At 67.7% G+C, this 13,368-nt stretch carries 14 protein-coding genes; 3 read left to right on the top strand and 11 right to left on the bottom strand.

Going from position 1 to position 13,368, the window contains the following annotated elements; all coding sequences use genetic code 11:
• The first annotated feature begins 46 nt into the window (after positions 1-46).
• Positions 47-415, top strand: a complete 369-nt coding sequence (locus AC5P8J_RS02350) for a glycine zipper 2TM domain-containing protein (protein ID WP_014646414.1) — start codon at positions 47-49, stop codon at positions 413-415.
• A 225-nt stretch (positions 416-640) separates the two neighbouring features.
• The gene (locus AC5P8J_RS02345; protein WP_026346934.1) at positions 641-1,933 is read left to right on the top strand and encodes a hypothetical protein; all 1,293 of its coding nucleotides are present in this window, start codon (positions 641-643) and stop codon (positions 1,931-1,933) included.
• Between the two features lie 51 nt (positions 1,934-1,984).
• On the opposite strand, the gene AC5P8J_RS02340 is transcribed toward AC5P8J_RS02345, so the two are convergent.
• The 5 genes from AC5P8J_RS02340 to AC5P8J_RS02320 all read right to left on the bottom strand — a co-directional run bounded on the left by AC5P8J_RS02340 (position 1,985) and on the right by AC5P8J_RS02320 (position 7,659).
• Complete coding sequence (locus AC5P8J_RS02340; RefSeq protein ID WP_495216590.1) at positions 1,985-3,106, bottom strand: ABC transporter permease; 1,122 nt, start codon at positions 3,104-3,106, stop codon at positions 1,985-1,987.
• Positions 3,103-4,290: an ABC transporter permease gene (locus AC5P8J_RS02335; RefSeq protein ID WP_021202483.1), complete on the bottom strand. Its 1,188-nt coding sequence runs from the start codon at positions 4,288-4,290 to the stop codon at positions 3,103-3,105. The genes AC5P8J_RS02340 and AC5P8J_RS02335 overlap by 4 nt, the downstream gene beginning before the upstream one ends.
• Entirely contained in the window at positions 4,275-5,288 is a 1,014-nt protein-coding gene (locus AC5P8J_RS02330) for an HlyD family secretion protein (RefSeq protein WP_019659205.1), read from the bottom strand. The genes AC5P8J_RS02335 and AC5P8J_RS02330 overlap by 16 nt, the downstream gene beginning before the upstream one ends.
• Positions 5,281-6,687, bottom strand: coding sequence for a TolC family protein (locus AC5P8J_RS02325; RefSeq protein WP_457894540.1), 1,407 nt, complete (start codon positions 6,685-6,687; stop codon positions 5,281-5,283). Before AC5P8J_RS02325 ends, AC5P8J_RS02330 begins: the two co-directional genes overlap by 8 nt.
• A gap of 78 nt (positions 6,688-6,765) precedes the next feature.
• Positions 6,766-7,659 carry a LysR family transcriptional regulator ArgP gene (locus AC5P8J_RS02320; RefSeq protein WP_021202486.1) on the bottom strand — a complete coding sequence of 298 codons (894 nt, stop codon included), beginning with the start codon at positions 7,657-7,659 and terminating at the stop codon, positions 6,766-6,768.
• Positions 7,660-7,765: 106 nt separating this feature from the next.
• Here AC5P8J_RS02320 and AC5P8J_RS02315 point away from each other — a divergent pair, with 106 nt between their 5' ends.
• Positions 7,766-8,380, top strand: a complete 615-nt coding sequence (locus AC5P8J_RS02315) for a LysE/ArgO family amino acid transporter (protein WP_111098998.1) — start codon at positions 7,766-7,768, stop codon at positions 8,378-8,380.
• Here AC5P8J_RS02315 and map read toward each other — a convergent pair.
• From map to AC5P8J_RS02285, 6 genes are all read right to left on the bottom strand, one after another.
• On the bottom strand, positions 8,377-9,159 hold the full coding sequence (gene map / locus AC5P8J_RS02310; protein ID WP_031269556.1) for a type I methionyl aminopeptidase: 783 nt from the start codon (positions 9,157-9,159) through the stop codon (positions 8,377-8,379). The two genes, AC5P8J_RS02315 and map, sit on opposite strands and share 4 nt — an antisense overlap.
• 10 nt (positions 9,160-9,169) lie before the next feature.
• A complete protein-coding gene (locus AC5P8J_RS02305) occupies positions 9,170-9,382 on the bottom strand; it encodes a ParD-like family protein (protein ID WP_019659200.1) in 213 nt (70 codons plus the stop codon).
• A 68-nt stretch (positions 9,383-9,450) separates the two neighbouring features.
• Complete coding sequence (locus AC5P8J_RS02300) at positions 9,451-9,810, bottom strand: bleomycin resistance protein (RefSeq protein WP_021202489.1); 360 nt, start codon at positions 9,808-9,810, stop codon at positions 9,451-9,453.
• 141 nt (positions 9,811-9,951) lie between these two features.
• Entirely contained in the window at positions 9,952-10,836 is an 885-nt protein-coding gene (locus AC5P8J_RS02295) for an arginase family protein (protein WP_021202490.1), read from the bottom strand.
• Positions 10,837-10,839: 3 nt separating this feature from the next.
• The gene (locus AC5P8J_RS02290; RefSeq protein WP_111102347.1) at positions 10,840-11,904 is read right to left on the bottom strand and encodes a GNAT family N-acetyltransferase; all 1,065 of its coding nucleotides are present in this window, start codon (positions 11,902-11,904) and stop codon (positions 10,840-10,842) included.
• A 29-nt stretch (positions 11,905-11,933) separates the two neighbouring features.
• Positions 11,934-13,334, bottom strand: a complete 1,401-nt coding sequence (locus AC5P8J_RS02285; RefSeq protein WP_021202492.1) for an aspartate aminotransferase family protein — start codon at positions 13,332-13,334, stop codon at positions 11,934-11,936.
• Positions 13,335-13,368: the final 34 nt, after the last annotated feature.

Below are 13,368 nucleotides of genomic sequence, written 5' to 3'. Positions count from 1 at the left end.
GTTGCCAACCGCTGGGGGACACTGGCCCCGTACCGGAACTCAGGAGATGGCCATGAAGACCTCGACCCGATTGCTTGTGCTGGGTACCCTGCTGGCGGCCTCGTCGGTGGCCGGCGCGCAGACTTACGGCCCGCGTGATGAGGGGCGCAGGTTCAACGACGGTAGCCGCGTGGTCTGCAAGAACGTGGAAGTGCAGCGCAACTCGCGCGATCCGAACCGCATTGCCGGTACGGCAACCGGCGCGGTAATCGGCGGCCTGCTGGGCAACCAGGTGGGCGGCGGCAACGGCAAGAAGCTCGCTACCGTGGCGGGCGCCGTGGCCGGTGGTGCGGCTGGTCGCCAGATCCAGGGCAACAGCCAGCAGAAGAACGGCGACCGCGTCGTCGAGCGCCGCTGCGAACGCGTCTATCGTTGATCGGTCGCTGCCACACCTGTTCGGCCCTTCCACATCGCAGTATTCGAACGCCGGCCCCGCGCCGGCGTTCGTCGTTCCGGACCCGTATCGCTGAATCTGGCGTCATGCCTATACTGCGCCGACTCAACGGATGAACGCCCAGTGAACGAATCGGCTCCAGCTCCCCAACCGGCACCGCTCGCCGGGCATGACCCGATAGCGGAAGCGACCGCCCATCCCCAACGGGTGCGTGATCGCACCGATGAACTCGAGCTGTTCATTTCGGGCCTGCTGGCGTTCGCGCTGCTGGCCGTGCCGGGCTATCTGTTCGACGCCTGGGCGCGCAGCAGCCTGCACACCGAAGGCATGTACTTCCAGATGCTCTGGTTCGGTTTCAGCATCAGTGTCGGCATGTGCTATGTGCTGGCAGTCGCCTTGATCATCCACCTCACGGTGCGCGGCTACTGGATCGGGCTGATCGGCCTCCGGTCGCATTTCCCCGATGGCATTGACTGGGCGCGCCTGCCAAGAATGGGGGCGGTCACGCGCGCTTTCCTGCAGGCCCGGGACGGAGGCCTCGATGGCAGCATCGAACGGGCCGACCGGCTGGCGACGATGCTGTTCTCGACCACCCTGCTTGCCGTACAGACATTGGCGGGCACGCTGGTGTTGGCCGTCCTGACGCTCGGTGTGTCGATGGTGATCGGCGCGCTGTCAGGTGGCGCCGATCATGTCGCCATGCTCGCCCTGTGCAGCGTGCTGGCCGCACTGTTGACGCTGGCTGTTACCCCCGGGATCCTGGAAAAGATCGTGGCGCGGCGGCAGGCGCGCGGGCAGCCCCATGAGCGACCGCAGCGACTCCTGCAGGGCATGCTGGCGGCCCTGCAACGGGTTCCGCTGTTGCGCCTGATGCAGACCATGCAGCTGACCATGCAGAGCAACCTGCGCTCGCGCTCGTTCATGGCGGCCTACCTGTTCGCGGTGCTGGTAGCGATGCTGCTGGCCGCCGTGCAGGTGATGGCGTCGTTGAAGTTCTCGCTGTTCAACCGGTACCAGATCGTCACGGAAGCGGCGGTTGAGCACGGCATGCTGAGTGCGCATTACGAATCGATGCGTTCGGCGCATGACCAGCTGCTGCCGTACCCGATGATCCCGTCGGACACGATCAGCGGTGGGCAGCTTCGCGTGTTCATTCCGCATCGCCCGCAACGCGACAATCCGCTGGCGCGCCAGCATTGCACCGCACTTCCGGACGCGCACAATGAAGCCTCCGGGCAACAGGCCGCCAACGCCGCAGTGGAGTGCCTTTCCCGGCTCTGGCAGGTCAAGCTGGACGGCACCCCGGTCGACCTGCATGGCTTCGTGCCCATGGAGCGGCGCGACCTGGATATGCGCGGCCTGGTGGGGTACCTGCCTACCCGCGGCCTCGCGCCCGGACGCCATGACCTGGAACTGGTGTGGAATGCCACAGGCGGCGAGCGCGGGGGCGGACGGCGTCGCGCGTTCCGCATCCCGTTCTGGTACGCCCCGGATCCCTGAGCGTCGGCTCGAAGCGGCCATGCCGCGGCCCTTGAACAGGTTGCCTGCGACTTAATCCCCTCCGTCCCCGTTTCGGGCCAGGAGGCGCCAGGCGGCGAGGCTGCCGTAAAGCAGCAGCAGAAGGGTGAGGGTGATCAGTTCGTGGCTGACGTCGGTCAGGCGGGCGTCCATCTGGTTCAGGCGCACCATCATGTTGATGCCCGAGGTGGTGGGCAGCAGCTGTGCCAGCCAGACCAGCGGTTGCGGCGTCATCACCGCCGGCCACGACAGGTTGGCCAGGAAAAACAGCGGGATCGAGGTGGCGACGATGTACTGGAAGGCGCGCTCGCGGGTGCGGAAGAAGCTGCCGACCAACAGGCCGAAGGCCACGGTGACGGCGACGAACAAGGTGCCGCCCAGCAGCTGGCCTATCGGGTTGCCGCCGCGCGGGTAGTCCTGCGCCCAGGCAGTGAAACCGGCGTACCAGAACAGGCCGAACAGTCCGATCAGGCCGAAGCCCAACGCCATGCCGGCCAGCGTCGGCAGGTCGAAGCGCAGGCGCCGGCCCAGTGCGAGGCGGCGGCCGCCGAGCAGAACGCCGATGCCCATCAACAGCGTCTGGTGCACGATCAGCTCGGCCACCCCGGGCACGATCGCGCTGCCATAGCCTTCCTGGGTGTTGTACAGCGGACGCTGCACAAGCGTGACCGGCGGGGCCTGCGGTGCACCCATGAAGGCGGCCTGGCCGACCACGGCATCACGCCCGAACGCACCCAGCGCGTCAGCTACGCTGCCCAGCACCCAGCTGGCGCGGCCCAGGTAGGCGCCGTTGCCAAGCAGTACCAGCTTGGCTGGATGGCCGCGCAGGATGTCGCGCTCCAGGTTGGCCGGGATCACGACGATGCCTTCGGCGTGGCCGGCTTCGAGCTGCTGGCGTGCGCTGTCGACGTCCGCCGGTTGCCCGACCACGCGCGCAACGCGCAGTGCGTCGAGCTTGCGCAGCAGCTCGCGGCTGGTCGCGCTGTGGTCTTCGTCCACCACCAGCACCGGCAGGTTGCCGGCCACCTGGTGCCGGTAGGCGGCTGGATAGAAGAACGAATACAGGATCACCGCACCGACCATCACCACGATCGCGTAGCGGTCGCACAGGACCGCCATCAGGGTCTGCCGGAGGCTGCGCCAGAGTACGCTCATGCGTCGCCCCCCGCCGGCTGTGCGGCTTCTGGGGTACGCGCAAAGGCGATCAGGCGCAGCCCGCCGATGCCCCCGGCCACCACCGTCATCAATAGCAGCGTAGCCAGCGGCCATGCCGAAACCTGCAGCGGCGAGCCGATGAACTGCTGTTGGGTCTGCAGCTTGATGTAGGCGCTCAATGGCAGCAGCTGATGCCAGATGCGGGTGAACAACGGCCCGTCCAGCACCGGGAACGTGGCGCTGGAGAACGCCAGTGCGGTGCCGATGCTGAGGCCCACCGCGGACAGTGCGGTGCCCATGTCGCGGGTGACGCCGACGAAGAACAGCGCGTAGGCGGCGGTGGCCAGGTAGAACAACGGCTGGGCGAGCAGCAGCAGGAGCACGCTGCCGGCCACACCATCGCCGCGCAGCCAGGCCAGGTAGCTGATGCCGAGCGCGCCATACAGCGAGAACAGCAGGAGGTACGGCGCGACCTTGCCGGCGATCGCCGACCACGGCGTGCGAGCCAGCCAGGCGGGCAGGGTGCCATCGCGGATCTCGCGGCCGAGGCTGCCGGCCACCGCAAGTGCCAGTACCAGTGACAGCACCGCCGGGAAGATCAGTGGCAGCAGGAACAATTCGTAGCTGCGCGCCGGGTTGTAGAGGATGTCCGACTGCACCGCGATGGGCGCCGCGCGCAGCTTGCCCGGGCCGACCTGCAGGCCGATGCGCTCGCGCAGCAGGCGTGCGTTCCATGCGGAAACCGCCTCGCCGATGTCGCGCGACGCCGATTGGCCGGTGGTCATGTAGGTGGCGTTGTAATAGGCGAACACCGTGCCCTGGCGCCCACGCAGCGCCTGCCGGGTGACATCGCGCGGCACCAGCACGATGGCGAACACGTCCAGGCGGCGCAGCTGCGAACGTGCCTCCTCCAGGTCCGCTGGCTGGCTGGCGACGCGTACGCCGGGACTTGCGTCGAGCATGCGCAGCAGCAGGCGGCTGTCACTGCTGTGGTCAAGGTCGACCACAGCAATCGGGATATCGCGCATCACCGACGGCGTGAACATCCATGCCATCACTACCAGCATCAGTAGTGGCAGCAAGGTGACCAGCAGCAGGTCGGCACGGTTGCTGCGCAGCGACTGCAGCTCGCGCCGCCACGAAGCGGCGAAGCCGTTGCGGTCCGGGCTCAGTGCTGGGGCCATGCGAACAGCACGCTCATGCCGGGGCGGAAGCCCTCGATGCGGCGTACCGGGCGCACCCGCACCTCGAAGCTGCGGACGTCATAGCCGGACGACTGGCGGGTGGTACGCCAGGTTGCATAGTCACCGGCCGGATTGATGAAGTAGACCTCGAATTCGCCGTCCAGGCCGAGCGCCGGCACGCTGCCCTGCAGCTTGCTGCCGACCTTCAGGCCCTGCATCTGCGATTCGCGCAGGTTCATGGCGACCCACATGCGGTCGATGTCGACCAGGGTGAACACCGGATAGCCGGCCGGCACCAGCTCGCCCGGGTCGGCCATGCGCTTGTTGATCTCGCCCGCCACCGGCGCGCGTCCCTCCACTTCGGCACGCGCCGCGTTGACTTCGGCCACCGCGCCCTGCGCCTGCTGCACCTGGCCCTGCGCGGCGCGCTTGTCCTGCTCCCGGGCGCCGGCCAGGGCCATGTCGTACTGCGCGCGGGCGGCGCGGGCCAGTTCCCGCGAACTGGTGGCCTGGGCATGCGCTTCATCGCGCTTCTGCCGGGTCATCACCCCTTCGTTGAACAGGTTCTGCACGCGCCGGTAGGTGGCTTCGGCCAGTGCCGCGCCGGCTTCGGCGCGCTTCCAGTTCGCTTCGGCGGCGCGGATGTCTTCGCTGCGCGCGCCTTCGTCGGCCTTGTCGGCCACCGCCTGCGCAGCCGCCAATGCGCCGTGCGCCTGCTGTTCCTTGGCGGCCACTTCGGGGCTGTCGAGCAGGAACAGCACCTGCCCGGGCTGCACGCGATCGCCCTCGCGCACCTTCAGCTCGGCCACGCGCGCGGTGATCTTGGCGGCCACGTTGATCGTATCCGCATCGGCCATGCCCTGGATCTGGTCGGCCGGGCTGCGCCAGGCCAGCCACAGGCCCAGCACCACCGCGACCAGCAGGACCACCAGCAGGATCGGTCCCAGCCGTCGCTTGCCGGGGGGCGTCGTCGCATCGTCGTGCAGCACATCACTCATGGTCGATCACCTCGTCCGCACGCCGCCGGAATTCTTCGAAACGGTCCATCTGTCCACTGATCTCCAGCAACTGTGCCAGCGCAATGTCGTATTGGTAGGCGGCCTGTGCGCGCTCGACACGGGCGCCGCCCAGGCCGAGCCGCGCATCGATCACATCCAGCGAGGTGGCCTGGCCTTCGCGGAATGCCAGCTCCTGCAGGCGCAGGTTTTCCTGTGCCTGGGCGATGCTGCTGTCGAGCAGCACGAACTGCTGGCGCGCGGTCTCAAGTTCGTTCCAGGCCTTGCGCACACCCAGTGCGACCTGGTTCTCGGCCTCGCGCAGGCCGGCTTCGGCCTGGTCCTGTTGTGCACGCGCGGCGCTGATCTGCGCCGGCCGCGAGTTCGGTGACAGGAAGGTGTACTTCAGCCCGATGCCGAACGCCCAGTCCGGGTCGGTCAGCATCTCGTCGCGGCGACGGAAGTCGTATTGGCCGAAGGCGAAGATCTGCGGCTTCAGCTTGGCCTGCTGCACGCGCACGCCCTGTTCGGCCTGCGCCACCATCGCCCGCAAGCGCGCGATCTGCGGCTGGCGCGCCTGCGCCGTGCGCTCGAAACTGGCCACCGGTTCCATCGGCACGCGCTGCACGAACAGCGGCGACACCGGCTGCACCTCGCCACCACTGCGCAGCAGCGTGGCCAGCGCGGCCTTCAGCGTAGCCAGATCGTTCACCGTCTTCTGGTATTCGCGCTCGGCCTTGTCGCGGGCCACGGTGGCCTGCAGGCGCTGGGCGCGGGTGGCGAAGCCCTCGCGCTCCAGCTTTTCTGCATCGGACAGGTGGCGGTTGAGGCCGTCGCGTACGTCGCGGCGCACTTCCACCGCCTGCTCGGCCAGGCGCTGGCCGAAGTAGGCCTGGGCCAGCTGCACGGTCAATGATTGGCGCTGTGCCTCGCGCTCGGCGTTGGCCTGCTCATGGGCGGCGCTGGCCGCACGTTGCGCGGCCGGGATCACGCCGCCGGTGTACAGCGGCAGCACCGCGGTCACTACCGGGCGTGTACGCCAGTCGCGCTCGGTGAACGACAGTGGCGAATCGATACCGAAGGCTTCAGCCACCGGCGCCAGCGAACCCAGTGGCAGGGTCAGGGTCTTCTGGAACTGCAGCCGGCGCACTTCGCCGGTGATCTCCGGCAGGCGCAGCAGGCGCGTGGCGTCCTGCAGGTCCTGCTTGTTGCGTACCGCTGCATCAGCGGCCGCCAGCGCATCGGAGACCTGCTCCAGGCGTTGCCGTGCCTGTTCCCAGTCCAATGCGGGGGCGTCGCTGGTGGGCTGCGCGGGGGCAGCGGTTGGCAGGCAGGTCGCCAGCACCAGCGCCAGTGCGGCCTTCGCGCGGTGCATCCTTGTACGTCGGCCGATCACGCCCATGCCGTCCCAGTGGTAAAGAAGTGCGCAAACGGTAGTGCGCGCGGCGTGAAGCCCGGGTCTGCGATCATCGTTTCGTCCTCAACGAAGGGTGCCGCTGGCCGCAGTGCGCAGCGCCTGGGTGATGTGCTGCAGCGTGCTTGAGCGCACGGCGGCATGCTGCCAGTACAGCGGCACATCGAGCCAGCGGCGGGGTTCCAGGACCACCACGCGGCCAGCGCACACGGCGGGCGCGACCAGGGTTTCCGGGGCCATGCCCCAGCCGAGTCCGCACGCGGCGGCTTCGACGAAACCGGTGGAGGAGGGCAGGTAGTGTAGCGGCGGCTGCAGGCGCGCGCGGGTCAGGCGCCGCACGAAGCGCCATTGCAGTTCATCTTTGCGGTTGAACACCAGCATCGGTGCGCGCGCCAGTGCCGCAGCCTGCATGCCGTCGCTGAAGTACTGGCGGGCGAAGCTGGGCGAAGCAATCGCTTGGTACCGCATGGCGCCGAGCGGGTATACGTTGCAGCCCTTCACCGGCTGGCTTTCGGCGGTGACCGCGCCGAGCACGCTGCCATCGCGCAGCAGTTGCAGGGTGTGGTCCTGGTCGTCCATGCGCAGGTCGAACAGGTAGCCATGGCGCTGGTGCAGGTCGGCGATGGCCGGCACGAACCAGGTGTCAAGCGAGTCGTCGTTGACCGCCAGGGGGATGGGCGTACGCGCAGCGTCGTTGCCACGCTCGGGCAGCAGCTCGGCCAGCGCCTCGGCTTCCAGTGCCTGCATCGGCCGTACCCGGCGCAGCAGTGCTTCCCCCGCGGCGGTCGGTCGGCAGGGTGCCTGGCGCACCACCAGTACCTGGCCGAGGCGGTCTTCCAGCGCCTTGACCCGCTGCGACAGTGCCGACGGGCTGATCGACAGGCGGCGTGCCGCGGCCTCGAAGCTGCCTTCTTCCAGCACCGCAGCGAATGCGGCCAGCTGCGGATGTACCAGGTCCATGCCGTCGCCTCTTCAGTTTTCCTGCACAGGATAAAGAAAAATCAGATTGTCTAAACAGGGCAATTGGCCGCACCCTGCGCGTCCCCTCGCTGCCTGGGCCTTCCTGATGTGGATCGCCGCCATTGCCGCCGGCCTGTTCGCGGGTGCCGGCCTGATCATCGCCATCGGCGCACAGAATGCCTTCGTGCTGCGACAAGGATTGCAGCGTCGGCATGTCGGAACGGTGGTGGCTGCCTGTGCCGGCGCGGACATCGCGCTGATACTGGCCGGCGTCGGCGGCATGGGCGCGCTGGTGCTGCAGTGGCCGCTGCTGCTGCAGGTGCTGCGCTTCGGTGGCGCCGCGTTCCTGCTGTGGTATGGCCTGCGGGCAGGGCTGCGCGCGTGGCGCGGAGGCAGTGCACTGGCCGCGGCCGAGGCGCAGGGCGGCAGCGCGCGCCAGGTGCTGCTGACCTGCCTGGCCTTCACCCTGCTCAATCCGCACGTCTACCTGGATACCGTGGTGCTGCTGGGCAGTCTGTCCACGCGCTACCCGGGTGACCTGCGCTGGGCCTTCGCCGCCGGGGCGTGCCTGGCCAGCGTGGCCTGGTTCTGTTCTCTGGGCTATGGCGCGCGCCTGTTGCAGCCGGTGTTCCGCAGGCCAGGTGCCTGGCGGGTGCTGGATGCCGCCGTGGCGGTCTTCATGTTCTGCCTGGCGACACTGTTGCTGTTGCGTCCGCTCTAGGCCGCGTCCACCGCGCACAGTGGCGCTTCGCCGGGGCGCAGGGTCAGTACGCACACACCGGTGCGGGTTACCGCCACCGTGTGCTCGAACTGCGCCGACAGTTTGCCGTCGCGGGTGTAGACCGGCCATTCGTCCGGCTGTTGGCGGATGGCCGGCTTGCCCTGGTTGAGCATCGGCTCGATGGTGAACACCATGCCTTCTTCCAGCACCCTGCCGGTGTTGGGATGGCCGTAGTGCAGGATCTGCGGTTCCTCGTGCATTTCCTGGCCGATGCCGTGGCCGCAGTATTCCTTCACCACGCTGTAGCCGTGGCTGCGCGCGTGGCGGGCGATGGCGTGGCCGATATCGCCCAGGTGCGCGCCGGGGCGCACCGCAGCGATGCCTTTCCACATCGCCTGGTAGGCGGTCTGCACCAGCCGGCGCGCGGCGTAGTCGACCTCACCGACCAGGTAGGTGGTGCTGGAGTCGGCGATGTAGCCGTTCTTCTCCAGGGTGATGTCGAGGTTGACGATCTGGCCGCTGCGCAGCACGTCGGTGGTGCTGGGCACGCCGTGGCAGATGACGTTGTCGATCGAGGTATTGAGCACGTACGGGAAGCCGTACTGGCCCTTGCTGGCCGGCCGCGCCTGCAGCTCGTCGACGATCATGCGTTCTACGAAATCGTTGATCTCCATCGTGCTGCGGCCCTGCAGCGGCAGCTGGTCGAGTGCGGCGAACACCTGGGCCAGCAGGCGACCCGATTCGGCCATCAGCGCGATCTCGTCGGGGCGCTTGATGATGCCCATGGACTCAGGCCTGACCTGGCGCCAGCAGCGGCGGCTGCACCCCGGCCGCGCGCAGTTCACTGGCGACGATGTCCTGGAAACTCAGCGTCGGGTTCATTTCGCACAGCATGCCGACCCGGATCCAGAAGTTGGCCTGGGCGTTGATCGAGCGGCTGGAAACGGTGCAGGCACGGCGCAGCTGGTCGTGCAGGGTGTCATCGATGTTGACGATGCCCATGGGCGGTCCTGGAGGGGTGAATATACGAATCGTATGTGTTTCGTATATCCAGCTCAAGGCCGCATCGTTCAGTCCACGTCGGTGGCAAAGCGCAGGCGGTTGCCGTCGGGGTCACGCAGCCGCATCTCGCGGCTGCCCCATTCGGTGTCATGCGGCGGCTGTTCGATGGGGACACCCGCGGCGCTGAAGGCGCGGTGCAGCGCGTCTACGTCCTCGACGATGAAGTACACCGCGCCGCCGGCCTCACAGTCGCCGCTGTGCTCGGTGAGGAAGATCGTCTGGCCGTCGCGGGTGAGCTGGGCGAACAGTGGGAAGCCTGGTTCGAAGCGGTGTTCCCAGTCGACTACGAAACCCAGTCCCTGCACGTAGAACGGCAGGGTGGTATCGGCGTGGTGCATGCGCAGTTGCGGGATGACGGTCTGGGGCATCGCGGCGGCTCCGGGGCGGAAGTCCAGTGTAGTGCCGGCCGCTGGCCGGCATCCGCATGCGCCCGGGAACAACGAGGTTGCCGGCCAGCGGCCGGCACTACCGGAGCTACGCCGGCCAGCGGCCGGCACGACCGGACGCGGTCAGCAGGCGGTTGGCACCGAAGCCATAGCCGCCAGCAGCTCGCGGTTCACCTGCTGGTGCCGCGCCTGCCACGAGGGCAGGTCATCGACACGGATGTCGGGCTGGCCATCCAGCGAGGACAGCCAGCGCTTGAAGCGGCTGCGGTAGTGGGCCAGCGACACTTCGCCGGTGATGTCACTGCCGACCAGGCCACCGGCGCGCAGTGCTTCGATCACCACCAGCGCGTGTTCCAGCTGGAAGCGGCCCTGGTCCCAGTTGCTGCGGGCAACGTCCTCGGCGAACACATCCTTGTCGATCGACAGATAGGTCGGCTGCGGTGACGTGGCCTGCTCGGCGGCGAACGCGGCGACCAGGGCCTCGGGATGCTCGAAACGGCGGAAGGCGTGGCCCATGCCGAGGCGATGGCCCCAGCCCACGTCCACATCCATGCACCAGTAGGTCAGGCGACCGCACATCAGCGGTCGCCAGTGGTTCTCCCAGGCATGACCGAGGCCGATGTCCCTGGAGGTGACGCCGAGCACATGGATGTGCGAGATCTGCGGCAGCTTGCTGGCGGCGTTTACCCACGAGCCGCAGTGCATGCCGAACGGGAAACGCATGTTGTCCGGATGGTTGTCCAGCACGACCAGCTGGAATGGCGCCTGCCCATGCATGCGGCGCAGCAGCGGCAGGCTGAGATGGTGGAAGTCACCACTGCCGAGCATGACCGTGCCGAGCTGCGCGGGCAGCGGTGCCAGCACTTCGGCGGCGAAACGGTCCAGGGTGGCATTGCTGCAGGCAAAGCGCAGCGGGTCGTGCCACTGCGGCAGGGCCAGGATCTGCGCCCGGGGCAGCGGCAGCACGCCACCGTCCAGGTCCAGGATCAGCGGCGAACGCACCGGCATCGTTCAACCGCCTCCATCAGGTTCGCCCTGCAGGTACGGGGCCAGCCTGCGAAGGGCGGCACGCAGCAGCGGGGAACGGGCATGGATCGCATGCCGGGTGGAGGTGAAGCGCGCACCCAGTTCGGCCTTGATGCGCGAGTCGGTCCAGCCGGCCACGTAGTGGCTCAGGCCGTGCTGCAGGGCGTACTCGATGTTGTGCATCCAGCTGACCGCGTACAGGTTGTGCTCGCGTGATTGCGGGTAGGCCAGGCCAATATACTTGTCCACCAGCTTTCCGGCGTGGATGTAGCACAGGTTCCAGCCGATCAGCAGACCCTGGTGGCGGTACAGGAACATGCGGCCCTGGCCCTGGCTGTCGGCCAGCAGGTATTGGAAGTAGGGCAGGTCGAGCTGGTCGAAATGCACCGCGCTCTGCGCATACACGCCCAGGTACAGCGCGTACAGTTCGCCCTGCAGTTGCGGGTCGGCCAGGGCCGGATCACCGGTGGCGATGCAGTCGATCTGCAGCTCACCGCGCGAGCGCAGCTTGCGCCGGATGTTCTTGCGGCGCGAGGACGACAGGCGGCCGAGATAGCCATCGATCGAATCGAAATCGATCGCCACCCAGGCCAGTGGCATGCCTTCCAGTTCAACGAAGCCGCGTGCCAGCAAGGCCTGCAGGAAGGCGCCGCTGTGCGCGTTGGCGGCATCATCCAGCAGCGGTGAATCCATGGCCAGGTCCTTGACCACCAGCAGCCGGGTATCGCCGATCGCGTGACGCGTCACGTCCTCGGCCAGCGCCTCCGGCGCCACGTGCGCCGGCAGCGGGGTGTACTCGGTGCTGGTGGCACCGACGAAACGGGTCTTCCAGGTGATCCATGGCCGCCACAGGCGCGACAGCGGCAGGCCGAGCAGCCTGCCGCGCAGTTCGTCGTCCATCGTGGTGGTCAGGTCCAGCGGCGCACGGAAGGTCGGCAGGCCACTGGGAAGGCGGCCCGCCTCGAACCCGAGCGGCGGGTGGGCCAGGAAACCCTCCAGCAGCGCGGCCGGTTCCAGCGCGGTGCTGGATGCGCGTGACGTCATCTCCATCGGCACGGGAACCGGCAGCGCAGCCAGCCTCAGCCCTTGGCCTTGGTCAGCGCCTGGTCGAGCAGGGTGATCGCCAGGTCGATCTCTTCGTAGCTGATATCCAGCGACGGCGCGAAGGTGATCACGTTCTTGTACCAGCCACCCACGTCGAGCACGAGGCCCATGCGCTTGCCGTCGTGCAGCAGGTCACCGGCCAGGCCGATGTCGACCATGCGGTCCAGCAGCTCCTTGTTCGGGGTGTAGCCGTCGGCCTGGCAGATTTCCGCACGCAGCGCCAGGCCCAGGCCGTCGACGTCGCCGATCTCCGGGTGACGCTTCTGCAGGCCACGCAGGCCGTCGAGGAAGTACGCGCCCTTCTCCGGCACAGTGCGCTCGTAGTCCATTTCCTTGCCCAGCTTCAGCACTTCCAGGCCCAGGCGGGTGCCCAGCGGGTTGGAGTTGAAGGTGGAATGGGTGGAGCCCGGCGGGAACACGGTCGGGTTGATCAGCTCTTCGCGAGCCCACAGGCCCGACAGCGGGTTCAGGCCGTTGGTCAGCGCCTTGCCGAACACCAGCACGTCCGGGGTGACACCGAAGTGCTCGATCGACCACAGCTTGCCGGTGCGCCAGAAGCCCATCTGGATTTCATCGACGACCATCAGGATGCCGTACTTGTCCAGCACGCGCTTGAGGCCGGTGAAGAAGTTGCGCGGCGGAATGACGTAGCCGCCGGTGCCCTGGATCGGCTCAACGTAGAACGCGGCGTACTCGGCCTGGCCGACCTTGGGATCCCACACGCCGTTGTACTCGCTTTCGAACAGCCGCTCGAACTGCCACACGCAGTGGTCGGAATACTCGTCCGGGGTCATGCCCTTCGGGCGACGGAAGGGGTACGGGAACGGGATGAACATCGCACGCTCGCCGAAGTGGCCGTAGCGGCGGCGGTAGCGGTAGCTGGAGGTGATCGACGACGCACCCAGGGTGCGGCCGTGGTAGCCGCCTTCGAAGGCGAACATCAGGCTCTTGCCGCCGCGCGCGTTGCGCACGATCTTCAGCGAGTCTTCAATGGCCTGCGCGCCGCCGACGTTGAAGTGCACGCGGCCGTCGAGGCCGAACTTCTCGTGCATGTCCACGGCAATGGTCTTGGCCAGCTGCACGCGGGTCGGGTGCAGGTACTGGCTGGCGACCTGCGGCAGGGTGTCGATCTGGTCCTTCAGCGCGTCGTTCAGGCGCTTGTTGCTGTAGCCGAAGTTGCAGGCCGAGTACCACATCTGCAGGTCGAGGTAGGGCACGCCCGCACCGTCGAACATGTAGCTGCCTTCGCCGCGCTGGAAGATCTTCGGCGGGTCGACGTAGTGGACGGTATCGCCGAAGGAGCTGTAGCGGGCTTCGTCGGCCAGCAGCCGCGCATCGGAGGCAGCCGCGTCGGCGTTCTTGTCAAAAATGTTCATGCAGTTCGGTTCCGTGAAGGACGTTCGAAAGAGG

This window comes from Stenotrophomonas sp. YJH_SMC_37, from assembly GCF_059370035.1.
The sequence above is the reverse complement of the archived record's forward strand: the minus strand, read 5'-3'. Positions and strand labels throughout refer to the sequence as shown.